Source organism: Streptomyces roseicoloratus, from assembly GCF_004117935.1.
Lineage (GTDB): Bacteria > Actinomycetota > Actinomycetes > Streptomycetales > Streptomycetaceae > Streptomyces > Streptomyces roseicoloratus.
In genome coordinates this window covers 1-26,475 of sequence record NZ_SDOY01000003.1, presented here as the reverse complement: position 1 = coordinate 26,475, position 26,475 = coordinate 1, and the positions used below count along the sequence as shown (strand labels likewise).

At 70.3% G+C, this 26,475-nt stretch carries 19 protein-coding genes and 2 pseudogenes; 17 read left to right on the top strand and 4 right to left on the bottom strand.

The window, feature by feature from the left end; translation table 11 throughout:
- Nucleotides 1-8: 8 nt before the first annotated feature.
- From ESG85_RS00160 to ESG85_RS00150, 3 genes are read right to left on the bottom strand one after another with little or no spacing between them, the layout of a single operon-like run.
- Nucleotides 9-1,898: a fumarate reductase/succinate dehydrogenase flavoprotein subunit gene (locus tag ESG85_RS00160; RefSeq protein WP_128975946.1), complete on the bottom strand. Its 1,890-nt coding sequence runs from the start codon at nt 1,896-1,898 to the stop codon at nt 9-11.
- A 19-nt stretch (nt 1,899-1,917) separates the two neighbouring features.
- The gene (locus ESG85_RS00155) at nt 1,918-2,739 is read right to left on the bottom strand and encodes a hypothetical protein (protein ID WP_128975935.1); all 822 of its coding nucleotides are present in this window, start codon (nt 2,737-2,739) and stop codon (nt 1,918-1,920) included.
- Nucleotides 2,740-2,755: 16 nt separating this feature from the next.
- Complete coding sequence (locus tag ESG85_RS00150) at nt 2,756-2,983, bottom strand: hypothetical protein (RefSeq protein WP_128975934.1); 228 nt, start codon at nt 2,981-2,983, stop codon at nt 2,756-2,758.
- Between the two features lie 260 nt (nt 2,984-3,243).
- Between ESG85_RS00150 and ESG85_RS00145 the strand changes: the two genes are divergently transcribed.
- From ESG85_RS00145 to ESG85_RS00085, 13 genes and pseudogenes are all read left to right on the top strand, one after another.
- Nucleotides 3,244-5,781 carry an ABC transporter family substrate-binding protein gene (locus ESG85_RS00145; RefSeq protein WP_128975933.1) on the top strand — a complete coding sequence of 846 codons (2,538 nt, stop codon included), beginning with the start codon at nt 3,244-3,246 and terminating at the stop codon, nt 5,779-5,781.
- A 384-nt stretch (nt 5,782-6,165) separates the two neighbouring features.
- Nucleotides 6,166-8,067, top strand: a complete 1,902-nt coding sequence (gene typA / locus ESG85_RS00140) for a translational GTPase TypA (RefSeq protein WP_128975932.1) — start codon at nt 6,166-6,168, stop codon at nt 8,065-8,067.
- 515 nt (nt 8,068-8,582) lie between these two features.
- Nucleotides 8,583-10,223, top strand: coding sequence for a peptide ABC transporter substrate-binding protein (locus ESG85_RS00135; RefSeq protein ID WP_128975931.1), 1,641 nt, complete (start codon nt 8,583-8,585; stop codon nt 10,221-10,223).
- 174 nt (nt 10,224-10,397) lie between these two features.
- Nucleotides 10,398-11,330: an ABC transporter permease gene (locus ESG85_RS00130; protein ID WP_164986121.1), complete on the top strand. Its 933-nt coding sequence runs from the start codon at nt 10,398-10,400 to the stop codon at nt 11,328-11,330.
- Nucleotides 11,323-12,273, top strand: coding sequence for an ABC transporter permease (locus tag ESG85_RS00125; protein WP_128975929.1), 951 nt, complete (start codon nt 11,323-11,325; stop codon nt 12,271-12,273). Before ESG85_RS00130 ends, ESG85_RS00125 begins: the two co-directional genes overlap by 8 nt.
- A 13-nt stretch (nt 12,274-12,286) precedes the next feature.
- Nucleotides 12,287-13,342, top strand: coding sequence for an ABC transporter ATP-binding protein (locus tag ESG85_RS00120; RefSeq protein WP_128975928.1), 1,056 nt, complete (start codon nt 12,287-12,289; stop codon nt 13,340-13,342).
- Entirely contained in the window at nt 13,335-14,444 is a 1,110-nt protein-coding gene (locus ESG85_RS00115; RefSeq protein WP_128975927.1) for an ABC transporter ATP-binding protein, read from the top strand. The genes ESG85_RS00120 and ESG85_RS00115 overlap by 8 nt, the downstream gene beginning before the upstream one ends.
- Before the next feature lie 159 nt (nt 14,445-14,603).
- On the top strand, nt 14,604-16,229 hold the full coding sequence (locus ESG85_RS00110; RefSeq protein WP_128975926.1) for a peptide ABC transporter substrate-binding protein: 1,626 nt from the start codon (nt 14,604-14,606) through the stop codon (nt 16,227-16,229).
- Between the two features lie 85 nt (nt 16,230-16,314).
- Nucleotides 16,315-17,238 (top strand): ABC transporter permease, encoded by a 924-nt coding sequence (locus ESG85_RS00105; RefSeq protein WP_128975925.1) that lies wholly within the window; start codon nt 16,315-16,317, stop codon nt 17,236-17,238.
- The gene (locus ESG85_RS00100; RefSeq protein WP_128975924.1) at nt 17,231-18,253 is read left to right on the top strand and encodes an ABC transporter permease; all 1,023 of its coding nucleotides are present in this window, start codon (nt 17,231-17,233) and stop codon (nt 18,251-18,253) included. Before ESG85_RS00105 ends, ESG85_RS00100 begins: the two co-directional genes overlap by 8 nt.
- 6 nt (nt 18,254-18,259) lie before the next feature.
- Nucleotides 18,260-19,243: an ABC transporter ATP-binding protein gene (locus tag ESG85_RS00095; RefSeq protein WP_128975923.1), complete on the top strand. Its 984-nt coding sequence runs from the start codon at nt 18,260-18,262 to the stop codon at nt 19,241-19,243.
- Nucleotides 19,236-20,375: pseudogene (locus ESG85_RS00090) on the top strand (ABC transporter ATP-binding protein); the annotation flags it as partial. The gene ESG85_RS00095 and the pseudogene ESG85_RS00090, both read left to right, overlap by 8 nt.
- A gap of 516 nt (nt 20,376-20,891) precedes the next feature.
- A complete protein-coding gene (locus ESG85_RS00085; protein WP_128975922.1) occupies nt 20,892-21,872 on the top strand; it encodes a hypothetical protein in 981 nt (326 codons plus the stop codon).
- A 30-nt stretch (nt 21,873-21,902) separates the two neighbouring features.
- On the opposite strand, the gene ESG85_RS00080 is transcribed toward ESG85_RS00085, so the two are convergent.
- Nucleotides 21,903-24,065, bottom strand: a complete 2,163-nt coding sequence (locus tag ESG85_RS00080) for an alpha/beta fold hydrolase (protein WP_128975921.1) — start codon at nt 24,063-24,065, stop codon at nt 21,903-21,905.
- Between the two features lie 181 nt (nt 24,066-24,246).
- On the opposite strand from ESG85_RS00080, the gene ESG85_RS00075 reads away from it, so the two are divergent.
- The 4 genes and pseudogenes from ESG85_RS00075 to ESG85_RS00060 form a co-directional block, all read left to right on the top strand.
- Complete coding sequence (locus tag ESG85_RS00075) at nt 24,247-24,441, top strand: hypothetical protein (protein WP_128975920.1); 195 nt, start codon at nt 24,247-24,249, stop codon at nt 24,439-24,441.
- A 55-nt stretch (nt 24,442-24,496) separates the two neighbouring features.
- Complete coding sequence (gene mshB, locus ESG85_RS00070) at nt 24,497-25,522, top strand: N-acetyl-1-D-myo-inositol-2-amino-2-deoxy-alpha-D-glucopyranoside deacetylase (protein ID WP_128975919.1); 1,026 nt, start codon at nt 24,497-24,499, stop codon at nt 25,520-25,522.
- Entirely contained in the window at nt 25,519-25,965 is a 447-nt protein-coding gene (locus tag ESG85_RS00065; protein WP_219825150.1) for a DUF6113 family protein, read from the top strand. The genes mshB and ESG85_RS00065 overlap by 4 nt, the downstream gene beginning before the upstream one ends.
- Before the next feature lie 174 nt (nt 25,966-26,139).
- Nucleotides 26,140-26,475: pseudogene (locus ESG85_RS00060) on the top strand (hypothetical protein); the annotation flags it as partial.

Genomic DNA, 26,475 nt, shown 5'->3' with positions numbered 1-26,475 from the left:
GTCCCGCCTCATGACTCGAGCTCCTCGTCGGCCAGGTACTTCGCCAGTTCCTCCTTCTCGAACAGGGCGAGCAGGTCGTCCCTGATCGGTTCGGTGCGCACCCGCTCCAGCTCGATCCCGCCGCCGTCGGCCGCCCGGCACAGCAGGTTCACCGGGCGCCAGGCCCGGTCCATCGCCGGCCGGTCCTCGCGGGTGTGCCCGCCGCGCGACTCGGTGCGCTCCAGCGCCGCCCGGGCCACGCACTCGCTCACGAGCAGCATGTTGCGCAGGTCGAGCGCGAGGTGCCAGCCGGGGTTGAACTGCCGGTGGCCCTCGACCGAGACCCGCCGCGCCCGTTCGCGCAGCTCCGCGATCCGCTCCAGCGCCTCGGCCATCTCGCTCTCCCGCCGGATGATCCCGACGAGGTCGTTCATGGTCTGCTGGAGTTCCTGGTGGAGCGTGTACGGGTTCTCGGCGGCGTCGCCGAACGACTCGCCGTCGAACGGGGCCAGTGCCTCCGCCCGGGCCGCGGCGACCGCCTCCTCGCCGACCTCGGCCGCGGCGGCCCCGGCCGCGTACTCCGCCGCGTGCAGCCCGGCCCGGCGCCCGAACACCAGGAGGTCGGAGAGGGAGTTGCCGCCCAGCCGGTTGGAGCCGTGCATGCCGCCCGCGACCTCACCGGCCGCGAAGAGACCGGGGACGCCGTCGGTGGCCGCCGTCTCCGAGTCGACGTGGACGCCGCCCATCACGTAGTGGCAGGTCGGGCCGACCTCCATCGGCTCGGCCGTGATGTCGACGTCCGCCAGCTCCTTGAACTGGTGGTACATCGACGGCAGCCGGCGCCGGATGACGTCCGCCGGCATCCGCGTCGACACGTCGAGGAAGACCCCGCCGTGCGGCGAGCCGCGGCCCGCCTTGACCTCGGCGTTGATGGCCCGGGCCACCTCGTCGCGGGGCAGCAGCTCCGGCGGCCGGCGGTTGTCGTCCGGGTCCTCGTACCAGCGGTCGCCCTCCTCCTCCGACTGCGCGTACTTCTCCTTGAAGACCTCGGGGACGTAGTCGAACATGAAGCGCCGGCCCTCGGAGTTGCGCAGCACACCGCCGTCGCCGCGCACCGACTCGGTGACGAGGATGCCCTTCACCGACGGCGGCCAGACCATCCCGGTCGGATGGAACTGCACGAACTCCATGTTCACCAGCGGCGCCCCGGCGAGCAGCGCGAGCGCGTGTCCGTCGCCCGTGTACTCCCAGGAGTTGGACGTCACCTTGAAGGACTTGCCGATGCCGCCGGTGGCGAGGACGACCGCGGGTGCCTGGAGCACGAAGAAGCGCCCGGACTCCCGGTCGTAGCAGAAGACGCCCGCCACCCGGCCGAACGCGTCCTTGAGGACACGGGTGACCGTGCACTCCTGGAAGACCTTCAGACCGCTCTCGTAGTCGCCGGTCGTGCGGAAGTCCTCCTGCTGCAGCGAGACGATCTTCTGCTGGAGGGTGCGGATGAGCTCCAGGCCGGTGCGGTCGCCGACGTGCGCGAGCCGCGGGTACTCGTGGCCGCCGAAGTTGCGCTGGGAGATCCGGCCGTCGGGCGTGCGGTCGAAGAGCGCGCCCCAGGTCTCCAGTTCCCACACCCGGTCGGGTGCCTCCCGGGCGTGCAGCTCGGCCATCCGCCACTGGTTGAGGAACTTCCCGCCGCGCATCGTGTCGCGGAAGTGGATCTGCCAGGTGTCGTGCGGGTTGGCGTTGGCCATGGAGGCGGCGATGCCGCCCTCGGCCATCACCGTGTGCGCCTTGCCGAAGAGGGACTTGCAGATGACGGCGGTGCGGGCGCCGCGCTGCCGTGCCTCGATCGCCGCGCGCAGCCCGGCCCCGCCGGCGCCGACCACGATCACGTCCCACTGCTGTCGTTCCACAGGACCCACCGGAGTCACAGGAGTCATCTCAGAAGAACCTCGGGTCGTCGAAGGCGCCGGTGGCGAGGAGGTACACGTACAGGTCGCACACGGCGACGCTGATCAGCGAGGACCAGGCGAGGAGCATGTGACGGCGGTTCAGCCGGCCCACCCAGGTCCACAGCCGGTAGCGCACCGGGTGTTTCGAGAAGTGCCGCAGCCGGCCGCCGACGACGTGCCGGCAGGAGTGGCAGGACACCGTGTACGCCCAGATGAGGACGATGTTGACCAGGAAGATCAGCGTTCCGAGACCCGCGTGGCCCCAGGCGTAGTGCTCGTCCCGGAAGGTCAGCACGGTGTCGTAGGTGAGGACGCCGGCGACCGGGAGGGCCAGGTAGAAGAAGTACCGGTGGATGTTCTGCAGGATCAGCGGGAGGCGCGTCTCGCCGCTGTACGACCGGTGCGGCTCGGCCACCGCGCAGGCGGGCGGAGAGGCCCAGAAGCCCCGGTAGTAGGCCTTGCGGTAGTAGTAGCAGGTCAGCCGGAAGCCGAGCGGGAAGACCAGGATCAGCAGCGCGGGGGAGAGGGTCCACCAGCTGCCGAAGAGCTCCCAGTTGGGCCCGCCCCGCATGGGCACGCAGTTCTCCGCGAGGCACGGCGAGTAGAACGGCGAGACGTAGGGGGCGGCGTAGTAGTCGGCGTTCGCGAAGGCCCGCCAGGTCGAGTAGGCGACGAAGGCGAGCAGTCCGGCGGCGGTGACGGCGGGCGCCAGCCACCAGCGGTCGGTGCGCAGATGACGGGCGGCGAGGGAGGCGCGCCCCGCGGAGCGCACCCCCGTCGCCGCCGAAGGGGGTTCGGTACCTGTGGCCAACAGGGCCTCCTCGGCTCTACGGCGCGTGGCGGTCGCGTGCTCCCAGGCCCTCGTCGTCGGTGTCCGTCCACTTCTGGGAGTCGTACGGGGTGTCGGGGATCGTCACCATGCTCTCGGCGCGTCCCTTCGCCGGCATCCCGGGCGCGGCCCGCTCCGCCCCGACGCGGCGTTCCAGTTCCTCGACCGTGTGTTCCAGGTCCTGCAGACGGCGCCTGACGGCCGCCAGATCGTCCTGAACGGACATGGTTGCCCTCACCTCCGCGAGCTTCCGCGAGCGCGGGTCACACGCGAGTGTCGCGCGTCACATCCCGCTTGTGAAGCCGTGTGCACGGGATTCCACTCGTCCGGAGCGCCCCGGCGTCCGGGCGGTTGGGCCGCACGGGTGGGGTTTGCCGGCCGTGCCGCCGTGTCGCCGTCACCGGATCCGCTCCGTCCTTTTCAGTGTATGAGCAATAGGTGTGATCATCTCCAAATGGCATGAAACCGGACGAAGGGGTACAAGTCATGTCCCAGGTCGGCGCCCCACGCGGGAGGACATGCTCCAGGAGCCCCCGCTCCCGCACGCTCCGCTCCGTCGCCTCCCTCGGCAGCGCGGTCCTCGCCCTCGCGGTGCTCGCCGGATGCAGCTCCGGCGACAGCGGCGACGAGCCGCCCGCCGCCGCCCAGGACAACGCGCCGGCCGCACGCGACCGGGTCGCCGACGGCGGAACCCTGCGCTGGGCCGTCGACGCGCTGCCCACCACGCTCAACGCCTTCCAGGCCGACGCCGACACCGCCACCGCCCGGGTCGCCGGGGCCGTGCTCCCCGCCCTGCACACCCTCGACGAGCGAGGCCGGCCGAAGCTCAACCCGGACTTCCTGGAGTCCGCCCAGGTCGTCGAGACCGAACCCCGGCAGGTCGTCCTCTACAAGCTCAACCAGCAGGCCGTCTGGAGCAACGGCCGGGAGATCGGCGCACCCGACTTCGTCGCCCAGTGGCGCGCGCTCAGCGGTCGCGACACCGCGTACTGGACCGCCCGCAACGCCGGCTACGAGCGGATCGAGAAGATCGAGCGGGGCAAGAACGACCTGGAGGTCCGGGTCACCTTCGCCAAGCCCTACGCCGACTGGCGCGCGCTCTTCACCCCGCTCTACCCGAAGGAGGTGATGGGCTCCCCGAACACCTTCAACGACGGCGCGCGCGGCACCCTCAAGGCCACCGCAGGACCGTTCCTCCTCAAGACCGTCGACCGGAAGAACGGCAGCGTCACCCTCACCCGCAACCCGCGCTGGTGGGGCCAGAGCGCCAAGCTCGACAGCATCGTCCTCACCGCCGTCCCGCGCTCCGGCCGGGCCGCCGCGCTTGCCGCGGGCAAGCTGGACCTGGCCGAGATCGACCAGGCCACCGCCGAGCGGATCGCCCTCGCCGTACGGGACGCCCGCGCCGCCAAGAGCGGAGCACACGGCCCCGTCGTCGCCCACGGGCCCGGCGCCGGGATCACCCCCGCCGACGCCCTCAAGTCCTGGGCGCTCGCGTACGGCTCCGACGAGGAGAAGGCCGCGGAGGTACGGGCGGCCCGCGAGAAGAACCGCAAGGCCGCCGCCGCGTACGCCGCGGAGCAGAAGGGCCTGGCGAAGCTCGTCGTCCGCAAGTCCCTGGAGCCCGCCTACACCCAGCTCTCCCTCAACGGCGAGTCGGGACCGCTCTCCGACGAGCGGGTGCGCCGGGCCGTGGCCCGCGCCATCAACCGCCAGGAGCTGGCCGAGACCGTGCTCAAGCCGCTGGGGCTCCCGGCGAAGCCGCCGGGCAGCCACCTCGCGCTCGCCGGCCAGGCCGCGTACGCCGACAGCAGCGACGCGCTCGGCGACCAGGACACCAAGGAGGCGCGGGCGCTGCTCGCCGACGCCGGCTGGGTCCCGGGCGGCGCGCTGAAGAAGCCCGCGACGGACGGGACGAAGGCGGGCAGCGAGGCGGAGAAGAAGGCCGCCGCGGAGAAGGACGAGAAGAAGACCGCCGGGAAGACCGACGCGGAGAAGAAGGCCGACGCGGAGAAGAAGGCCGCGGACGGCGAGGAGAAGACGGCCGAGGAGAAGGCCGCCGAGGAGAAGGCGGCGGAGAAGAAGGCCGCCGAGAAGAAGGCGGCGGAGAAGAAGGCCGCCGACGAGAAGGCGCGGAAGAAGGAGGCCGACGTCGCCTCCGACGAGGGCATGTACATCGTCGGCGACGACAAGCCCGGCGAGCGCAGGACCAGCCCGCTGATCGGCCCCGGTGGCCCGGAGAACGGCACCAACATCCTCGCCCCGGCCCCCGTCGCCGCCTTCCAGAGCGCCGCCCTGCTCCGCCAGGCCGAGGCCCTCGACACCGGCTCGGGCGCGGCCGGCGCCGGCACCCAGGCCCAGTCCCAGCTCCAGGCCCACCCGGCCAAGCCCGTCGCCGGCGCCTACGCGCCGCGCGGCTCCGCCGCCCCGGCCGTGGCGGACGCGGCCGCGCAGGCGCTCGGCAAGGACGGCAAGGCGCTCAGCCTCCGCTTCGTCCTGCCCTCCGGGCCGGGCTCGGAGTCGCTGCGGGCGGTCGGCGACCGGATCGTCCGGATGCTCGACGCGGTCGGCATCCGCACCGAGGTGACGAAGGTCTCCGACGAGAGCTTCTTCAAGGACCACATCGCCTCCGGCGAGTACGACCTGGCCCTCTACTCCTGGCCCGCCACCGCCTTCCCGGCGACCGACGCCCGGCCGATCTACGCCAAGCCGGAGCCGGCCTCCGACGGCTCGCTGCTCGTCGAGCAGAACTACGCCCGGGTCGGCACCGACCGCATCGACCAGCTCTTCGACCAGGCGGCGAGCACCCTCGACGAGGAGGAGGCCCGCGACCTGGTCCGCCAGGCCGACGCCCGGATCTGGGCCGCGGCCGGTTCCATCCCCCTCTACCAGCGCCCGCAGCTCGTGGCCGCCAAGCCCGAGCTGGTGAACGCCGGCGCCTGGGGCTTCGCCGCCCCCCGCTACCAGGACATCGGCTTCAAGAAGCCGGAGACGGCGAAGGGCGCCGAGCGCAACAAGCACTAGGCGTATCGATCACGAGCGTTGTTGACACGGGTCCGGTCCCGAGGCCTGCCGGAGCCCGGAACCCCGGGCTCCGCCCTCGCCCCGGCCGTACGCAAACCGCCCCATTACCCGAAAGCGGCCGAAACTCCAAGTCGCAAGCTCAGAAGCAGCTCAAGTTCCTTGCCCGCCGGCGACCCCGGCGGGCAGGATCACGACGACCCTTTGACCCGGTCGCATGATCTTCCCCACACCCTGAAACCTCCCAGTAGACCCTCTCGGATCCCTCCGGGGAAGCCCCTTGCACGCCAGCCCCGTACCATAGGACGTAGCCGTGGCGCGTCCGCCCGGCGGGCGTAAGAGGAACTGACGCCGATTCCCACGATCCGAGAGAAGCGCAAGCCACCCATGCCCACGCGCCACGACATCCGTAACGTCGCCATCGTCGCCCACGTCGACCACGGCAAGACGACCATCGTCGACGCCATGCTCAAGCAGGCCGGTGCCTTCGCCGCCCACCAGCAGCTCGACGACCGCATGATGGACTCGAACGACCTGGAGCGTGAGAAGGGCATCACGATCCTCGCCAAGAACACGGCGGTGAAGTACCACCCCAAGGACGGCGGGGCCCCGATCACGATCAACATCATCGACACCCCCGGCCACGCCGACTTCGGTGGCGAGGTCGAGCGCGGTCTGTCGATGGTCGACGCCGTCGTCCTCCTGGTGGACGCCTCCGAGGGTCCGCTCCCGCAGACCCGGTTCGTGCTGCGCAAGGCCCTCCAGCAGCGCAAGCCCGTCATCCTCTGCATCAACAAGACGGACCGCCCGGACTCCCGGATCGACGAGGTCGTCAACGAGACCTACGACCTGTTCCTGGACCTGGACGCCGACGAGGACCAGATCGAGTTCCCGATCGTCTACGCCTGCGGCCGTGACGGCATCGCCTCGCTGACCAAGCCCGAGGACGGCACCGTCCCGGCGGACTCCACCAACCTGGAGCCCTTCTTCTCCACGATCCTGGAGCACGTCCCCGCCCCGACGTACGAGGAGGACGCGCCGCTCCAGGCCCACGTCACCAACCTCGACGCCGACAACTTCCTCGGCCGCATCGCGCTGCTCCGCGTCGAGCAGGGCGAGCTGCGCAAGGGCCAGACGGTCGCGTGGATCAAGCGCGACGGCTCGATCCAGAGCGTCCGCATCACCGAGCTGATGATGACCGAGGCGCTCACCCGCAAGCCGGCCGAGGTCGCCGGCCCCGGTGACATCTGCGCCGTCGCCGGCATCCCCGACATCATGATCGGCGAGACCCTGGCCGACCCGGAGAACCCGGTCGCCCTCCCGCTGATCACGGTCGACGAGCCCGCGATCTCCATGGTCATCGGCACCAACACCTCCCCGCTGGTCGGCCGCGGCGGCACCGGCAAGGGCGCGGACGCCAAGGCCGCGGTCAAGGACCGCAAGGTCACCGCCCGCCAGGTGAAGGACCGCCTGGACCGCGAGCTGATCGGCAACGTCTCGCTCCGCGTCCTGGACACCGAGCGCCCGGACGCCTGGGAGGTCCAGGGCCGCGGTGAGCTCGCCCTGGCCATCCTGGTCGAGCAGATGCGCCGCGAGGGCTTCGAGCTGACCATCGGCAAGCCGCAGGTCGTCACCAAGGACGTCGACGGCAAGGTCCACGAGCCGGTCGAGCGCATGACGATCGACGTGCCCGAGGAGCACATGGGCGCCGTCACCCAGCTCATGGGCGTCCGCAAGGGCCGCATGGACAACATGTCGAACCACGGCTCCGGCTGGGTCCGCATGGAGTTCGTCGTCCCGTCCCGCGGCCTCATCGGCTTCCGTACGGAGTTCCTGACGCAGACCCGCGGCACCGGCATCGCGCACTCGATCCACGAGGGCCACGAGCCGTGGTTCGGCCCGCTGCAGACCCGTAACAACGGCTCCCTGGTCGCCGACCGCGCCGGTTCGGTCACCGCGTTCGCGATGACCAACCTCCAGGAGCGCGGCGTGCTCTTCGTCGACCCGGGCACCGAGGTCTACGAGGGCATGATCGTCGGTGAGAACTCGCGCTCCGACGACATGGACGTGAACATCACCAAGGAGAAGAAGCTCACCAACATGCGCTCCTCCTCCGCCGACTCGTTCGAGGCGATCGTCCCGCCGCGCAAGCTCTCCCTGGAGCAGTCCCTGGAGTTCTGCCGCGACGACGAGTGCGTCGAGGTGACCCCGGAGGCCGTGCGCATCCGCAAGGTCAACCTGGACCAGCGCGAGCGCGCCCGTGCGGCCTCCCGCGCCAAGAACGGCTGACACGACGGCAACTGCCGGTCATCGGCGACCGCCTGTCGCGACGTCAGCCACGGCTGACGCCGCCCGCCGCCGGCCCCGCTTCGGGGCCGGCTGAGCGGAACATCACACTCCGGGTCCGGCCCCTCGTACGACGTGCGAGGGGCCGGACCTTTCTGCCTCGATCGTCAACTTTTCGTCAACCTGATTTCGGAGCAGTGGCGTCCGGATATCGGTCGTCGCTCTCCGGAACGTGTGTTAACGGTCCGTTTCGTCGCTGTCTGTCTGTGCTCGCTTTGTCCGGATTTCGGTCTTACGGCCCTTGCTGATGTTGTCAAACCGAGACCACTTAAGTGTGGTTTACAGCCCGGGCGTACTTAATAGTTGGCTCCATTGAGCTCGGGTCAATGGGTCACGCACTGTGGGGAGTGCCGACTCACGAGCACACTCGGGGTACATGGGTGAAACGCCGTCAGGGGTGTCGGCATCACCCGGGGTGCCCTTCTTGTAGTGACTAGTGGACTCATGAGGAGGAACCCATGCGCGGTGCCAAGAGCGCCAAGTGGGTAGCGGGCGCGATCGTCGTCGCCCTGGCAGCGACCGCCTGTGGCGGGGGTAAGAGCGACGGGGACAAGGGTGCCGCGGGCGCCGTCGACCCCAACGGCATCTTCTCGGTCGAACTGGGTGAGCCGGAGAAGCTCCTGCACACCGGTGACACGATGGAGTCGAACGGCTCCCTGGTCATGTCCGGTCTGTTCTCGACCCTGGTCGACTACAAGGCCGACGGTTCGCTCGAGATGATCAACGCCGAGTCGCTCACCACGACCGACTCGAAGACGTGGACCGTCAAGCTCAAGCCGGGCTGGACCTTCCACGACGGCACCCCGGTGACCTCCAAGTCCTTCGTGGACGCGTGGAACTGGAACGCCAACGTCAAGAACGCCATGGGCCTCGCGTCCTGGTTCTCCGACATCAAGGGCTTCGAGGCCCTGCACCCCGAGGCCGAGGGCGCCAAGCCGACCGCGGACAAGCTCGAGGGTCTGAAGATCGTCGACGACACCACCTTCACCATCGAGCTGAAGGGGTCGGTCCCGGCCTTCGGTCACAAGCTCGCCTACATCCCCTTCGCGCCGCTGCCGGAGTCCTTCTACAAGGACCCCAAGGCCGCTGGTGAGAAGCCGGTCGGCAACGGTCCCTACAAGTTCAAGAGCTGGGACCACAAGAAGAAGATCGAGATCGTCCGCTTCGACGGCTACAAGGGCCCGAACAAGGCCAAGAACGGCGGTGTGGTCTTCAAGAACTACACCGGCCTCGAGGCCGCGTACGAGGACCTGAAGTCGGGCAACCTCGACGTCCTGCGCCAGGTCGGTCCGAAGGACCTCCCGGTCTACCACCAGGACCTCGGCGACCGCGCCGTGGACGCCGACCACTCCGCGATCCAGTCGATCGCCGTCGCGTTCTACGCCGACCAGTGGTCGAAGCCGAAGCCGGTCGACGTCAAGGTCATCCAGGGCCTGTCCATGGCCATCGACCGCGCCACCATCACCAAGACGGTGCTCCAGGGCACCCGTGAGCCGGCGACCGGCTGGGTGGCCAAGGGTGTTCTCGGTTACCAGGAGAACGCCGCGGGCGACGTCACCAAGTTCGACCCGGCCAAGGCCAAGGAGCTCATCAAGGCCGGTGGCGGTGTCCCCGGCAACAAGATCTCCATCCAGTTCAACGCGGACGGCGGCCACAAGGAGTGGGTCGACGCGGTCTGCAACTCCATCCAGCAGTCCGTCGGCGTGCAGTGCACGGGCGACAGCAAGCCGGACTTCCAGGCCGACCTCGCCGCTCGTAAGAGCAAGCAGGTCAAGTCGATGTACCGCTCGGCCTGGTCGCTGGACTACCCGGTCAACGGCAACTTCCTCAGCGACCTGTTCAAGACCGGCGCTGCGGGCAACCAGGGTGGCTTCTCCAACAAGGAGCTGGACGCCAAGCTTCAGGCCGCCGAGAGCGCCAAGACTCTCGACGAGTCCGTGAAGCTGTTCCAGGAGGCCGAGAAGGACCTGGTCAAGTACATGCCGTCGATCCCGCTCTGGTACTACAAGGTCAACGCGGGCTACGGAGAGAAGGTCAGCGGCGTCAAGTACGACCAGGCCGGTGACCCGATTCTCAACCTCATCGAGGTCAAGAAGTAATCAACCCAGCGTAGTCCGTAAGCCGTGACGGAGCCGGCCACCCGCCGGCCGGCTCCCCGCGGCGCCTTACGCAGTGGCTGGGGGGCCCTTCCACGATCCGCCGTGCCCGAATCCGGGAGCGGGGTCGAGGAAGGGCCCGTCCGGCTGCCGCTGTGACATCTCAACGGAGGCATGATGGGGCGCTATGTCGCACGACGACTGCTCCAGATGATCCCGGTCTTCCTCGGGACAACCTTTCTCATTTTCTTCATGGTCTACAGCCTTCCCGGTGACCCCGTTCTCGGGCTGTTCGGAGACAAGGGCGCGGACCCGGCGACTCTCGCCGCGAAGAGACATGAACTGGGACTGGATCTGCCGATCTGGCAGCAGTACTGGAACTACATGACCAACATCATCCTGCACTTCGACTTCGGCACCCAGATCCGCAATGGGCGCCCGGTCACCGAGGTGCTGGGTGACGCGTTCCCCATCACGATGCAACTCGCGGCGCTGGCCTTCGCGTTCGAGCTCACCTTCGGCATCGGTCTTGGCATCATCGCGGGCCTGAAGGCCGGCCGCCTCGCGGACAACGCGGTCCTCATCTTCACCCTGCTGATCATGTCGATCCCGGTCTTCGTGCTCGGCTTCATCATCAAGATGGTGTTCGCGTTCCAGCTCGGCTGGATCGAGCCGAACGTCAGCACCGAGCAGAACTGGGACGAACTGATCGCGCCGGCGATCGTGCTCGGCGGTCTCTCCCTCGCGTACGTGGCGCGTCTGACCCGTACCTCGATGGCGGAGAACCTGCGCGCCGACTACATGCGCACGGCCGTCGCCAAGGGCCTGCCCCGACGCCGTGTCATCGGCGTCCACCTGATGCGCAACTCGATGATCCCGGTCGTCACCTTCCTCGGCACCGACATCGGCGCGCTCATGGGCGGCGCCGTCGTCACCGAAGGCATCTTCAACATCAAGGGTGTCGGTGGCGTCATCTACGAGTCCATCACGCGCCGTGAAGGCAGCACCCTGGTCGGACTCGTCACCATCCTGGTGATCGTCTACCTCGTCACCAGCCTGCTCATCGACCTGCTGTACGCGGTCCTGGACCCGAGGATCCGTTATGCCTGACGTGACCAAGACCGCCGCCCCGGCAGACGAAGCCGTCGACACCCCCTCCGTCGTCGCGGCCGCCGCACCGCAGCAGGAGAAGGCCCGCTCCCTGTGGGGCGACGCCTGGCATGACCTGCGCCGCAACCCGTACTTCATCGTGTCGTCGGTGCTGATCTTCTTCCTGCTGCTGATCGCCGCCTTGCCGGGCCTCTTCACCAGCGCCTCGCCGACCGCGGGTGACCTCGTCCACCACTACGTGGGCAAGCCCGAGCTCGGCAAGATCGGCTCCGAGGGCTGGCTGGGCTACGACATCCAGGGCCGCTCCGTCTACGCCCGTCTGATCCACGGCACCCGTGCCTCGATCATCGTCGGCGTCGCCGTCACCGCGATCGTCACGGTCGTCGGCAGCATCATGGGCATGATCTCCGGCTACTTCGGCGGCGTCATCGACGCCGTCCTGTCCCGGATCACCGACATCTTCTTCGGCATCCCGTTCCTGCTCGGCGCCATGGTCGTCCTGCAGTCCTTCACCGACCGCACCATCCTGGTCGTCGTCTTCGCCCTGGCCTTCCTCGGCTGGACCCAGATCACCCGCGTCATGCGCGGTGCCGTGATCACGGTGAAGCAGGCCGACTACGTGCAAGCCGCGAAGGCGCTCGGCGCCGGCACGACCCGGATCCTGTTCCGGCACATCCTGCCGAACGCCATGGCCCCGGTGATCGTCGTCGCCACCATCGCGCTCGGCGGCTACATCTCGGCCGAGGCCACCCTGTCCTACCTCGGCCTGGGCCTCGCGTCCCCGACCGTCTCGTGGGGCGTCGACATCTCCGCCGGCGTTCAGGCGATCCGTACGTCGCAGCACATCCTGCTGTACCCGTCGATCATGGTGAGCATCACCGTCCTGGCGTTCATCATGCTCGGCGAAGCCGTCCGCAACGCCCTCGACCCCAAGCTGCGCTGAGGAGGGCGTACACGTGAGCACTATCGACAAGACCGCGACCGTCCCCGCGCCGCGCGGCGGCGACCACACCGGGCCGCTGCTCGAAGTCCGTGACCTGCACGTCGAGTTCCACACCCGCGACGGTGTGGCCAAGGCCGTCAACGGCGTCAACTACTCGGTGAACGCCGGTGAGACGCTGGCCGTGCTCGGCGAGTCCGGTTCCGGCAAGTCCGTCACCGCCCAGGCCATCATGGGCATCCTCGACATGCCTCCCGGCAAGATCCCGCAGGGCGAGATCCTGTTCCGCGGCCAGGACATGCTGAAGATGTCCAACGAGGAGCGCCGGAAGATCCGCGGCCGCAAGATCGCGATGATCTTCCAGGACGCGCTGTCCTCGCTGAACCCGGTCCTCTCCGTCGGCTACCAGCTCGGCGAGATGTTCCGGGTGCACCAGGGCCTGTCCAAGAAGGACGCCACGGCCAGGGCCATCGAGCTGATGGACCGGGTCAAGATCCCGGCCGCCAAGGCCCGCGTCTCGGACTACCCGCACCAGTTCTCCGGCGGCATGCGCCAGCGCATCATGATCGCCATGGCGCTGGCCCTCGAGCCGGACCTGATCATCGCGGACGAGCCCACCACGGCGCTCGACGTGACCGTGCAGGCCCAGGTGATGGACCTCCTCGCGGAGCTCCAGCAGGAATTCAACATGGGCCTGATCCTGATCACCCACGACCTCGGCGTCGTCGCCGACGTCGCGGACAAGATCGCGGTCATGTACGCCGGCCGGATCGTCGAGCAGGCGCCGGTGCACGAGCTGTACAAGCGCCCGGCCCACCCGTACACCCGGGGTCTGCTGGACTCGATCCCGCGCCTGGACCAGAAGGGCCAGGAGCTCTACGCGATCAAGGGCCTGCCGCCCAACCTGCTCAAGATCCCGTCGGGCTGCGCCTTCAACCCGCGCTGCCCGAAGGCCACCGACCTGTGCCACACCGAGGTCCCGCCCCTGGTGCCGGTCACCGAGCAGGACGGCACCGAGCTGCCGGGCCGCAAGAGCGCCTGCCACTTCTGGAAGGAGACGATCCATGGCTGAGCCGAGCAAGACGAACGAGGCCGGGGCCGTGTCCGAGGCGGAGGCCGTAGCCGCCATCGACGCGCCGATCCAGCGCGGCGAGCCGATCCTCCAGGTGCGCAACCTGCAGAAGCACTTCCCGCTGACGCAGGGCATCCTCTTCAAGAAGCAGGTCGGCGCGGTCAAGGCCGTGGACGGGGTCTCCTTCGACCTCTACCAGGGCGAGACCCTCGGCATCGTGGGCGAGTCCGGCTGTGGCAAGTCCACGGTCGCCAAGCTCCTGATGAACCTGGAGCGCGCCACCGCGGGCGAGGTCTTCTACAAGGGCCAGGACATCACCAAGCTGTCCGGCCGCGCCCTGAAGGCCGTGCGCCGGAACATCCAGATGGTGTTCCAGGACCCGTACACCTCGCTCAACCCGCGCATGACGGTCGGCGACATCATCGGCGAGACCTTCGACATCCACCCCGAGGTGGCCCCGAAGGGCGACCGGCGCCGCAAGGTGCAGGAGCTGCTCGACGTCGTCGGCCTCAACCCGGAGTACATCAACCGCTACCCGCACCAGTTCTCCGGCGGTCAGCGCCAGCGCATCGGCATCGCCCGCGGCCTCGCGCTCAACCCGGAGATCATCATCTGCGACGAGCCGGTGTCCGCCCTGGACGTGTCCGTCCAGGCGCAGGTCGTCAACCTGATGGAGAAGCTGCAGGACGAGTTCAACCTCTCCTACATCTTCATCGCGCACGACCTGTCGATCGTCCGGCACATCTCGGACCGCGTCGGCGTGATGTACCTGGGCAAGATGGCCGAGATCGGCACGGACGTGCAGATCTACGACCACCCGACCCACCCGTACACGCAGGCGCTGCTCTCCGCGGTGCCGGTGCCGGACCCGGAAGCCCGCGCCAACCGCGAGCGCATCATCCTCACCGGTGACGTGCCCTCGCCGGCCAACCCGCCGTCGGGCTGCCGCTTCCGCACCCGCTGCTGGAAGGCGCAGGACAAGTGCGCCACCGAGGTGCCGGTGCTCGCGGTCCCGGAGCGCTTCCGCGGTCTGGACACCCCCGCCGCGCACCAGTCCGCGTGCCACTTCGCGGAGGAGAAGGACGTCGTGCACGCGAGCTGAGCCCGTGTGACGTGACGTGAAGGCCCCGGCCACCCCAGGGGGGGAGCCGGGGCCTTCGTGTGTCTCCGGGCGTTCATCCGGACGCCGTAAAAGTGCACTCCCCGTCAGATCGGGTGATATTGGGCCCTAAGTCACACTGAGGACATCGGGAGGCACTCCATGCGCGGAGCCACGCACGCCAAGTGGGCCGCTCTGGCCACCGCAGTCGCCCTCGCGGCGACCGCCTGCGGCGGCGGTGGCGACGGCGGCGGCGGGGGCGCGGACGGCGTCGTGAGCTCCTCCTGGGGCGACCCGCAGAACCCGCTGGAGCCGGCGAACACCAACGAGGTGCAGGGCGGCAAGGTCCTCTCGATGATCTTCCGCGGGCTCAAGCAGTACGACCCGAAGACCGGCGAGGCCAAGGACATGCTCGCCGAGAAGATCGAGACCACGGACTCGACGAACTTCACCGTCACCGTCAAGGACGGCTGGACCTTCTCCAACGGCGAGCAGGTCACCGCCAAGTCCTTCGTCGACGCCTGGAACTACGGCGCCCACCTGAAGAACAACCAGAAGAACGCCTACTTCTTCGGCTACATCGACGGCTACGACCAGGTCCACCCCGAGAAGGGCGCGCCGACCGCCGAGACCATGTCCGGCCTCAAGGTCACCGGCCCCCGGACCTTCACCGTCAAGCTGACGCAGAAGTTCTCCACCTTCCCCGACACCCTCGGCTACGCCGCCTTCTCCCCGCTGCCGCAGGCCTTCTTCACCGACCACGCCGCCTGGCTGGCGAAGCCGGTCGGCAACGGCCCGTACACCGTGGACTCCTACTCCAGGGGCTCCCAGATGGTCCTCAAGAAGTGGGACGGCTACCCGGGCACCGACAAGGCGCAGAACGGCGGCATCACCCTCAAGGTCTACACGGACAACAACACCGCCTACACCGACCTCGTGGCCGGCAACCTCGACCTCGTCGACGACGTCCCCGCCTCGCAGCTCAAGAACGTCTCCGCCGACCTCGGCGACCGCTACATCAACACCCCGGCCGGCATCATCCAGACGCTCTCCTTCCCGTTCTACGACCCCGCCTGGAACAAGCCCGGCCAGGAGAAGCTCCGCACCGGCCTGTCCATGGCGATCAACCGCGACCAGATCACCGAGACGATCTTCCAGAAGACCCGCACGCCCGCGAAGGACTGGACGTCCCCGGTCCTCGGCGCCGACGGCGGCTACAAGGAGATCTGCGGCAGCGCCTGCGAGTACAACCCCACCGAGGCCAAGAAGCTGGTCGCCGAGGGCGGCGGCATCCCGGGCGGCACGATGACGATCTCGTACAACGCCGACACCGGCTCCCACAAGGAGTGGGTGGACGCCGTCTGCAACTCCATCAACAACGCCCTCGGCAACAACAAGGCCTGCGTGGGCAACCCGATCGGCACCTTCGCCGACTTCCGCGCCCAGGTCAGCACCCAGAAGATGAAGGGCCCCTTCCGGGCCGGCTGGCAGATGGACTACCCGCTCATCCAGAACTTCCTCCAGCCGCTGTACTTCACGAACGCCTCGTCCAACGACGGCAAGTACTCCGACCCGGAGTTCGACAAGCTCGTGAACCAGGCCAACGCGGAGACCGACACCACGAAGGCCGTCGGGCTGTTCCAGCAGGCCGAGGAAGTCCTCAAGGGCGACATGGGCGCCATCCCGCTCTGGTACCAGAACGGCAGCGCCGGCTACTCGGACCGGGTGGAGAACGTGACGCTCAACCCGTTCAGCGTCCCCGTCTACGACCAGATCAAGGTCAAGTGACGCCGTAGCAGGTCGGTGGCGTACGGCCCGGCCCGCGGAACTCCGCGCCGGGCCGTAGGTCTTCCTTCAACCCCCGGAGCCTGACATGGGTCGATATGTGATCCGGCGTCTGCTGCAGATGATCCCGGTCTTCTTCGGCGCCACGCTGTTGATCTTCCTGATGGTGAACGTGATGGGCGACCCCATCGCCGGCCTGTGCGGCGACCGCCAGTGCGACCCGGCGACCGCCGCCCAGCTGAAGAAGGAGTTCGGCCTCGACAAGCCGGTCTGGCAGCAATACCTGACCTACATGGGCAACCTGTTCACCGGCGACTTCGGCACCGCGTTCAACGGACAGCCCGTCACCGAGCTGATGGCCGACGCCTTCCCGGTCACCATCCGGCTCACCATCGTCGCGATCCTCTTCGAGATCGTCATCGGCATCACCCTCGGCGTGATCACCGGCCTCAAGCGCGGCCACCCCGTCGACACCACGGTGCTGCTGCTCACCCTGGTCGTCCTGTCCGTCCCCATCTTCGTCATCGGCCTGCTGGTCCAGCTCCTCCTCGGAGTGAAATGGGGCTGGATCGAGCCGGCCGTCTCGCCCGAGGCGCCCTTCGACGAGCTCATCGTCCCCGGACTCGTCCTCGCCTCCGTCTCCCTCGCGTACGTCACCCGGCTCACCCGCACCTCGATCGCCGAGAACAAGCGCGCCGACTACGTCCGCACGGCCGTCGCCAAGGGCCTGCCGCGCCGCCGGGTGATCACCCGTCACCTGCTGCGCAACAGCCTCATCCCCGTGGTGACCTTCATCGGCGCCGACGTCGGCGCGCTGATGGGCGGCGCCATCGTCACCGAACGGATCTTCAACATCCACGGCGTGGGCTACCAGCTCTACCAGGGCATCGTGCGCCAGAACACCCAGACCGTGGTCGGCTTCGTGACCGTCCTCGTCCTGGTGTTCCTCCTGGCCAACCTGCTGGTCGACCTCCTGTACGCCGTACTCGACCCGAGGATTCGCTATGCCTGAGCCGCTTGAACCGTATGAGCCGCTGGAGTCGTACGGCGCCGAGGGACGCGCCGTCGCCTCCACCGGAGCCGGCGGCACCGCCGACCTCGGCACGGCCGAGGCGGAGACCCTCGAGAAGACCCTCGACGGCCCCGAAGGCAGCGGCCCCGAAGGAAGCGGCCCCGACAGGAAGCCCCGCTCCCTGTGGTCCGACGCCTGGCGCGACCTGCGCCGCAACCCCGTCTTCATCCTCTCCGGACTCGTCATCCTCTTCCTGGTCGTCATCTCCCTCTGGCCGTCCCTCATCGCCTCCGGAGACCCCCTCGACTGCGACCTGTCCAAGGCCCAGGAAGGCTCCCAGCCCGGACACCCCTTCGGCTTCAACGGGCAGGGCTGCGACGTCTACACCCGCACCGTCTACGGCGCCCGGACCTCCGTCACCGTCGGCGTCTGCGCCACCCTCGGCGTCGCCCTCCTCGGCAGCGCCCTCGGCGGGCTCGCCGGCTTCTTCGGCGGCGCCTGGGACGGCTTCCTCTCGCGCATCACCGACGTCTTCTTCGCCATCCCCGTCGTCCTCGGCGGCCTGGTGCTGCTGTCCGTCGTCACCAGCTCCACCGTCTGGCCCGTCGTCGGCTTCATGGTGCTGCTCGGCTGGCCGCAGATCTCCCGCATCGCCCGCGGCTCCGTCATCACCGCCAAACAGAACGACTACGTGCAGGCGGCCCGCGCCCTCGGCGCCTCCAACTCCCGGATGCTGCTGCGCCACATCACCCCGAACGCCGTCGCGCCCGTCATCGTCGTCGCGACCATCGCGCTCGGCACGTACATCTCCCTGGAGGCGACCCTCTCGTACCTGGGCGTCGGCCTGAAGCCGCCGACCGTGTCCTGGGGCATCGACATCTCCTCGGCCTCCCCGTACATCCGCAACGCCCCGCACATGCTGCTCTGGCCGGCCGGCGCGCTCGCCGTCACGGTGCTCGCCTTCATCATGCTCGGCGACGCGGTGCGCGACGCCCTCGACCCCAAGCTGAGGTAGCCGACCATGCTGCTCGAAGTGCGCGACCTGCACGTGGAGTTCCACACCCGCGACGGGGTGGCCAAGGCGGTCAACGGCGTCAACTACTCCGTCGACGCGGGGGAGACCCTCGCGGTGCTCGGCGAGTCCGGCTCCGGCAAGTCCGTCACCGCCCAGGCCGTCATGGGCATCCTCGACATGCCGCCCGGGAAGATCACCGGCGGCGAGATCCTCTTCCAGGGCCAGGACCTGCTCACCCTCAAGGAGGACGAACGGCGCAAGATCCGCGGCGCGAAGATGGCGATGATCTTCCAGGACGCGCTGTCCTCCCTCAACCCGGTGCTCAGCGTCGGCGACCAGCTCGGCGAGATGTTCGAGGTCCACCGCGGCATGTCCCGCAAGGACGCCCGCGCCAGGGCCGTCGAACTCATGGACCGGGTCCGCATCCCGGCCGCCAAGGAGCGCGTCGGCCAGTACCCGCACCAGTTCTCCGGCGGCATGCGCCAGCGCATCATGATCGCGATGGCGCTCGCCCTCGAACCCGAACTGATCATCGCCGACGAGCCCACCACCGCCCTCGACGTGACCGTCCAGGCCCAGGTCATGGACCTGCTCGCCGAGCTCCAGCGCGAACTCGACATGGGGCTCATCCTCATCACCCACGACCTCGGCGTGGTCGCCGACGTCGCCGACAAGATCGCCGTGATGTACGCCGGGAAGATCGTCGAACAGGCGCCCGTCCACGAGATCTACAAGGCCCCCGCCCACCCCTACACCCGCGGCCTGCTCGACTCCATCCCCCGCCTCGACCAGAAGGGCCAGGAGCTCTACGCCATCAAGGGCCTGCCGCCCAACCTCCTCGCCATCCCGTCCGGCTGCTCCTTCAACCCGCGCTGCCCGCTCGCCCGCGACCGCTGCCGGGTCGACGTGCCGCCGCTGTACGAGGTCACCGAATCGCCCGTACCGCGCACCAGCGCCTGCCACTACTGGAAGGAGTGCCTCCATGGCTGAGGCGATTCTCCAGGTCCGCGACCTCGTCAAGCACTACCCGCTGACCCAGGGCATCCTCTTCAAGAAGCAGGTCGGCGCCGTCCGGGCGGTCGACGGCGTCGACTTCGACCTCCGCCAGGGCGAGACCCTCGGCATCGTCGGCGAGTCCGGCTGCGGCAAGTCGACCGTCGCGAAGATGCTGGTCAACCTGGAACGGCCGACCTCCGGCACCATCACGTACAAGGGCGACGACATCACCAAGCTGTCGCCCCGGGCGCTGCGGGCCGTGCGCCGCAACATCCAGATGGTGTTCCAGGACCCGTACACCTCGCTCAACCCGCGCATGACGGTCGGCGACATCATCGGCGAACCGTACGAGATCCACCCCGAGGTCGCGCCCAAGGGCGACCGGCGCCGCAAGGTGCAGGACCTCCTCGACGTCGTCGGCCTCAACCCCGAGTACATCAACCGCTATCCCCACCAGTTCTCCGGCGGCCAGCGCCAGCGCATCGGCATCGCCCGCGGCCTGGCCCTCCAGCCCGAGATCATCGTCGCCGACGAGCCGGTCTCCGCCCTGGACGTCTCCGTCCAGGCGCAGGTCGTCAACCTGCTCGAACGGCTCCAGGACGAGTTCCGGCTGTCGTACGTCTTCATCGCGCACGACCTGTCGATCGTCCGGCACATCTCCGACCGCGTCGGCGTCATGTACCTCGGCCGGATCGTGGAGGTCGGCACCGACGCCGAGATCTACGACCACCCCACCCACCCCTACACCCAGGCCCTGCTCTCCGCCGTGCCCGTGCCGGACCCGGGCGCGCGCGAGCACCGCGAGCGGATCATCCTCGCCGGCGACGTGCCCTCCCCGGCCAACATCCCCTCCGGGTGCCGCTTCCGCACCCGCTGCTGGAAGGCCCAGGAACGCTGCGCCCTGGAGGTCCCGCTGCTCGCCGTCCCGGCCGCCTTCCGGCTCACGGACAGCCCGGCGAGGCACGACTCGGCCTGCCACTTCGCGGAGGAGAAGCGGGTGGTCCCGCCGGAGGAGGAGGGAACGGCTCCGGACCGGCCCCTCCACCCGGAGCAGGCCGAACTGCCGGGTCAGGCCGAACTGCCGGAGGACACCGGTCTGCCGGAGGACACCGGTCTGGCCGGGCAGACGGACCTGCCGGGGCAGGCCGAACTGCCGGAGCAGCCTCCGTCGCCGGAACAGTCCCCCCTGCGGAAGGGACCGGCGCCGGGGGAGGGCCCTGTGCCGGGAAAGGGCCCTGCGCCGGGAGACGGGTCCGCGCCGGACGGGTCCGCGCCCGGGGAGGGGACGGTCCGGAAGGAGCCCACGCTGCCGGAACAGCCTCCGTCGCCGGAGCAGCCCCCACCGGCGGACGGGCCGACCGGGCCTGCGGGCTCCTAGCTTGGTCTTCAACCTGCGCGGCGGATCGAGGCCGGACCGGCCGGAGGTGCCTTGACGCGCAGGCGATCCGACCGAATCGCCTCCGACAGGCGGACGCGGACGCGGCAGGCCGCACGGCGTACGGTCGCGCGGGTGCCGTCCGACCGGCCGCGGGGCGCGCCGAGGGGCCCGGCCGGTCGCTCCCGCGGCCCGACTTGACGCACCCGCCCCGCGCATATGCGGAACCGCTTGTCCCGGCCGAGGACGACCGTGAGTATCTGCCCCGTGACTGTGACACGAACGGCACGTCTCACCGGCGCCGCCCTGTGCGCCGCACTCGCCCTCGTCGGCTTCGTCTGGCTGCTGTGCGACCTCGCCGCCTTCGGTCCGACCACCGAACTGCTCTGGTACTGGGCCGGCGACCACGGCTTCCGGACCCACCGGACCGCCGGCACCACGTTCGTCGACCCGCTGCTGCTCGTGGCCTACGCCGTCACCGCCTTCGCCGCCCTGCGCTCCCCGCTCGCCGCGCCCGCGCTCGCCGTCACCGGCCTGACCACCCTGGCGTTACGGCTGCCCGGACTGTGGGCCTCCGGCATCGACGCCCTCGTCACCACCCTGATCACCCTCGCCCTCGCCGCCGGACTCGTCGTCACCGCCGCCGCCGGGCGCCACGACGACCGCGACCACGCCGGAAGCGGCGGCCGGGGCCGGAGCGGCGGCGACGAGGCGAGGGACGAGCCGTACGGGCCGGAGCGCCCGCGTACCGGACCCGCCGTCGCCGCCGGGATCCTGTGCGCGCTCGCCGGACTGGTCCGGGCCGCCTGGGAGCTCCGCTGGGCGACCCTGCTGCCGGCCGAGTACACCGTCGGCCGCTACACCGGCGAGCGCTCCCTCATGCTGCCCACGCTCGCCGTACCGCCCGGCTGGCTCAACGCCGTCCTCGTGCTGCTGCTCCTCGCCGCCGCCGGAAGCGCCTTCGCCCGAGCCCGCCACACCCGGCCGCTCGGCCTGCTCGCCGGACTGCTCCTCACCGGCGCCGGAGCCGCCGGGACGGCGGCCGCGCTGCGCCCCGAACGGCACACGTACCTGCCCGCACCGGACCTGTACGCCGTCGCGTACGACGCCGGCTGCTTCTACGCGCTGGCCGCCGGGCTCGCGGTCCTGCTGCTCCTCGGCCCGCCCGGGCGGCGCCGCCGGGTCCCGTACCGCCCCGCCGCCGCCCGGCCGCCGGCCCCGCCGCACCGCCGCCCGCCCAGCTGGTGAGCCGCCGGACCCACCGGTGCGGCCGCGGCGTCACGCCGTCAGTCCCAGCGACCTCCTGAGGAAGTCCACCTGGAGCAGCAGCAGGTTCTCCGCGACCTGCTCCTGCGGGGTCATGTGCGTGACGCCCGACAGCGGCAGCACCTCGTGCGGCCGGCCCGCCGCGAGCAGTGCGGACGACAGCCGCAGGGTGTGCGCCATCACGACGTTGTCGTCGGCCAGGCCGTGCACGACCATCATCGGCCGGACCGGCTCCCGCGGTGCCGTCAGACCGTCGTCCGTCAGCAGGGAGTTCGCCGCGTACACGTCCGGCTCCTGCTCCGGCCGGCCGAGATACCGCTCGGTGTAGTGGGTGTCGTAGAGCCGCCAGTCCGTCACCGGGGCGCCCACCACGGCCGCGTGGAACACGTCCGGACGGCGCAGCGCCGCGAGGGCGGCGAGATAGCCGCCGAACGACCAGCCGCGGATCGCGACCCGGCCGAGGTCCAGCGGGAAGCGCCCGGCCAGCGCGTGCAGCGCCTCGATCTGGTCGTCGAGGGCGAGCGTCAGGTCGCGGCTGACCGCCTTCTCCCAGGCGGGGGAGCGGCCCGGCATGCCGCGCCCGTCGGCGACGACGACGGCGAAGCCCTGCTCGGCGAACCACCGGGACGTCAGATGCGCGTGGTGCGCGGCGAGCACCCGCTGCCCGTGCGGGCCGCCGTACGGGTCGAGGAGGACCGGCAGCGGGCCGTCGCCCTCCCGCCAGGACGACGGCAGCAGCACGGCGCACGGGATCCGCCGCTCGCCTGCCTCGGTGAGCCGTACGTCCGCCGAGAGCACCGGCCGCACCGCGTACGAGGCGACCTCGGCCACCCGCTCGCCGTCCCGCAGCACCCGCACCACGCTGCCCGGTGCGTCCGGCCGGGCGGAGGACAGCACGGTCACCGGGCCGGTGCGCACCGCCGCGTGCACGCCGGTCCCTTCCGACACCCGCTCCACGCCCTGCCGGCCGACCCGGTACACATGGATCTCGCCCGTCTCGGGAGACCCGGCCGCCTCACCCGCGGACGCCGAGATCAGGACATCCTCCGCACCGACGTCGAGGACCGCCCGCACGTGCAGCCGGGCGTCCGTGAGGGCCCGGTCCCCGACCGCGAGCACCCGGGCGCCGTCCGTGTCCGCGATCCGCAGCAGCTCCCCGTCCGGGGTCCACGCCGGCACCCCGGTGAACAGGTCGAGCCACACCGGGTCCTCGTCGACCCGCGCCACCTCGGTCGTCCCCGTGTCCGGGTCCACCGTCAGATACGCCTGGCTCCGCTGGTCCCGCGCCTGGACGAGCAGCAGCGGCGCGCCGGCCGCCGACCAGTGCACCCGGGCCAGATACGGGAAGGAGGCCCGGTCCCACAAGACCTCGGTGCGATTTCCGGTCAGATCCACGACGAACAACCGCACGTCCGCGTTAGGAGTCCCCGCCGCGGGGTAGGCGACCGCCTGCGGCTCACGGCCCGGGTGCGCCGGGTCCGCGATCCACCAGCGGTTCACCGGCGACTCGTCCACCCGCGCGACCAGCAGCCGGTCCGAGGACGGCGCCCACCAGAAGCCCCGGGCGCGGTCCATCTCCTCCGACGCCACGAACTCCGCCAGCCCGTACGTCACTCCTTCCGCCTCCGCCTCCGGTCCGGCCAGTGCCCGGTCGCCCGAGCCGTCCGCGCCGGTCACCCGCAGCGCGCCGCCCGCCGCGTACGCGATCCACCGCCCGTCGGGCGAGGGCCGCGGATCGACCACCGGGCCCGGCACCGGCAGCTCGCGCGCCGTACCGGCCCGCAGCTCCGCCGCGAACAGCCGCCCGGACAGCGCGAAGGCGGCCAACTCCACGGCCCCGTCCACCGCGTAGCCCACGATCCCGGCCGAGCCCTCCCGGCTGCGCTCCCGGCGGGCCCGCTCCTCCGGCGACAACTCCTCCTCGGCGCCGCCGAGCAGCACCCCCGGATCCGCCGCGAGCCGCTCCACGCCCTCGTCGAGGTCGAGCACCCAGAGCCGGTGCGAGCGGTCCGTCCCCGAACCGGAGCGCAGGAACACCACCCGCCCGCCGTCCGGCGCGACCGAGAAACCGCGCGGTGCGCCGAGGGTGAACCGCTGCGTCCGCGCGTACTGACGGGGGAACGAGACCTGGGACGACTGCTCTTGGGGGGACGGCTGCTCTCGTGGCGAAGTCATGTGACCGAAACTAGCGTCCGTGCGCCCCCTCATGCCTCCGTACACCGATCGATGCGATGGCACGGATAGTTATGATCCGTAGCGCTAGGTGGGTATGCATCCTCTGGCACATGCCACCCGAACGTCCGACCGATTTGTCCGACAGGTAAGTCCGACCGTAGAAGTGTGGAGGTGAACCGCCGTGGCACTCTCGATTTCGGTGGTTGTGCTGCTGGCGATCGTCGTCTTCCTTCTGATCAAGAAATCGGGACTCAAGGCCGGTCACGCGGCGGTCTGCGCGCTCCTGGGCTTCTACCTCGCGAGCTCGTCCATCGCCCCGTCCATCAGCACGCTCACCACGAACGTGGCGAGCATGATCGGCGGCCTGAAGTTCTGACCCCGAAGGTCTGACCTGCCGCTCCGTCGCGGGCCCCGCCTCGTAGGGTGGGGCCATGACGGTTCTCCCAGCCCGTCGTCTGCTTCTGGTGCACGCGCACCCCGACGACGAGTCGATCAACAACGGCGCCACCATGGCCAGGTACGCGGCCGAGGGTGCCCTCGTGACCCTCGTGACCTGCACCCTGGGCGAGGAGGGCGAGGTCATCCCGCCCGGCCTCGCCCACCTCGCGCCGGACCGCGAGGACCGGCTCGGCGAGCACCGCGTCGGCGAACTCGCCGCCGCGATGAAGGAGCTGGGCGTCACCGACCACCGCTTCCTCGGCGGCCCCGGCCGCTTCCGGGACTCCGGGATGATGGGCGCCCCGCAGAACCGGCGCGAGAACGCCTTCTGGAACACCGACGTCGACGTCGCCGCGCCGTACCTCGTCGAGGTGATCCGCGAGACCCGCCCGCAGGTCCTCGTCACCTACGACCCCGACGGCGGCTACGGCCACCCGGACCACATCCAGGCCCACCGGGTCGCCATGCGCGCCGCCGAACTCGCCGCCGACCCGGCGTACCGGCCCGACCTCGGCCCGGCCCACGCCATCGCCAAGATCTACTGGAACCGCGTCCCGCGACCGGTCGCCGAAGCCGCCTTCGCCCGCCTGAGCGCCGAGGGCTCGGTCTTCCCGGCGGACGCGACGATCGACGACGTGCCGGGAGTGGTCGACGAGGCCCGCATCACCGCGGAGGTCTCCGGCGGCACCGGGGTCGGCGCCGTGGCCGGAGTCGGAACCGGGGCCGGCACCCGGAGCCTGCCCGGGTACGCCGCCCGCAAGAGCGCCGCCATGGCCGCCCACGCCACCCAAGTCGCCGTCGACGGCCCCTTCTTCGCCCTCTCCAACAACCTCGCCCAGCCCCTCTTCACCACCGAGTACTACGAGCTGGTCCACGGCACGCCCGGCGCGCCCGCCGACGAACGCGAGACCGACCTCTTCGCGGGCCTCCCGGCGGAGCCGGAGGGTCCGTCCGGTCAGGGCGGCGGCGCGACCACGGCCGCCGCCGCGGACCTCCCCACGGATACGGACGCGTCATGACCGGCCCGCGCAGTCGCGCCTCCGCCTCCGGAGGCACGCCCGCTCCCACGCCCCGCCGCGCGCCGGGCGCCGACCACGGCCACGCGGCGGCGCTCGCACCGGTCGCCCGATACGTCTGGTACGCCGTGCTTCTGGTGCTCGGCTTCCTCGTCGGCACGGCCGGCTCCCTCGTCCAAGCGGCCTGGTTCCCGGCCGGATTGCTGCTCGCCCTCCTCGGCTCCGGAGCCCTCTTCTACGGCGCCCGGCGGGCCACCGGCAACCAGGTCGGCGTCGCCGCGGCCGGTTCCGGCTGGCTCGTCTCCGTCGTGCTCCTCAGCTTCGGACGCCCGGAAGGCGACGGCCTGTTCGGTGGAGGGCTGGGGGAAATGTTCTTCCTGCTCGCGGGCATGGCGATCGCTGTGATGTGCGCCACGATGCAACGGCCGATGCGACCGACCCCGTGAACAGGCCGACTTGACGCGGGAGTGCCTTGACTTCGGACGGATTGCGCCTGGCGGATCCACGCCGGGTCGGGTGCGGATCGGCGGCGGCCAGTATGGTGGTGCGCGCCGCCGACCGCCCGGATCACCACGAGCATCAGCAAGAGCGGGCGGCGGAGCCAACCGGGAGATCCTGCTTTGAGTCGTGAAACTGGTCGAGAGACTGACAGTTCGTCCTCCGGCGCCCAGGGGCGCGGCGGGGCCGCGTACCCCTCGGGCACTCCGCCGTACGGTCTGCGCGGTCAGGAGCCGGGCCAGGACGGCACGGGTTCCGTGCCGTCCGAGGAGCCCAAGACCGAGACCACGCTGACCACCCGCATCCGGATCAACATCCCGGGTTCGCGTCCGATCCCGCCCGTGGTCGTCCGCAAGCCGGTCGGTGACGCCCAGTCGGCCGACGCCCCGGCCGACGAGCCGCGGGCCGCCACGGGGTCCGCGCGCCCGGCGCCGGCCGCCGCGGGGCCGGTCCGACCG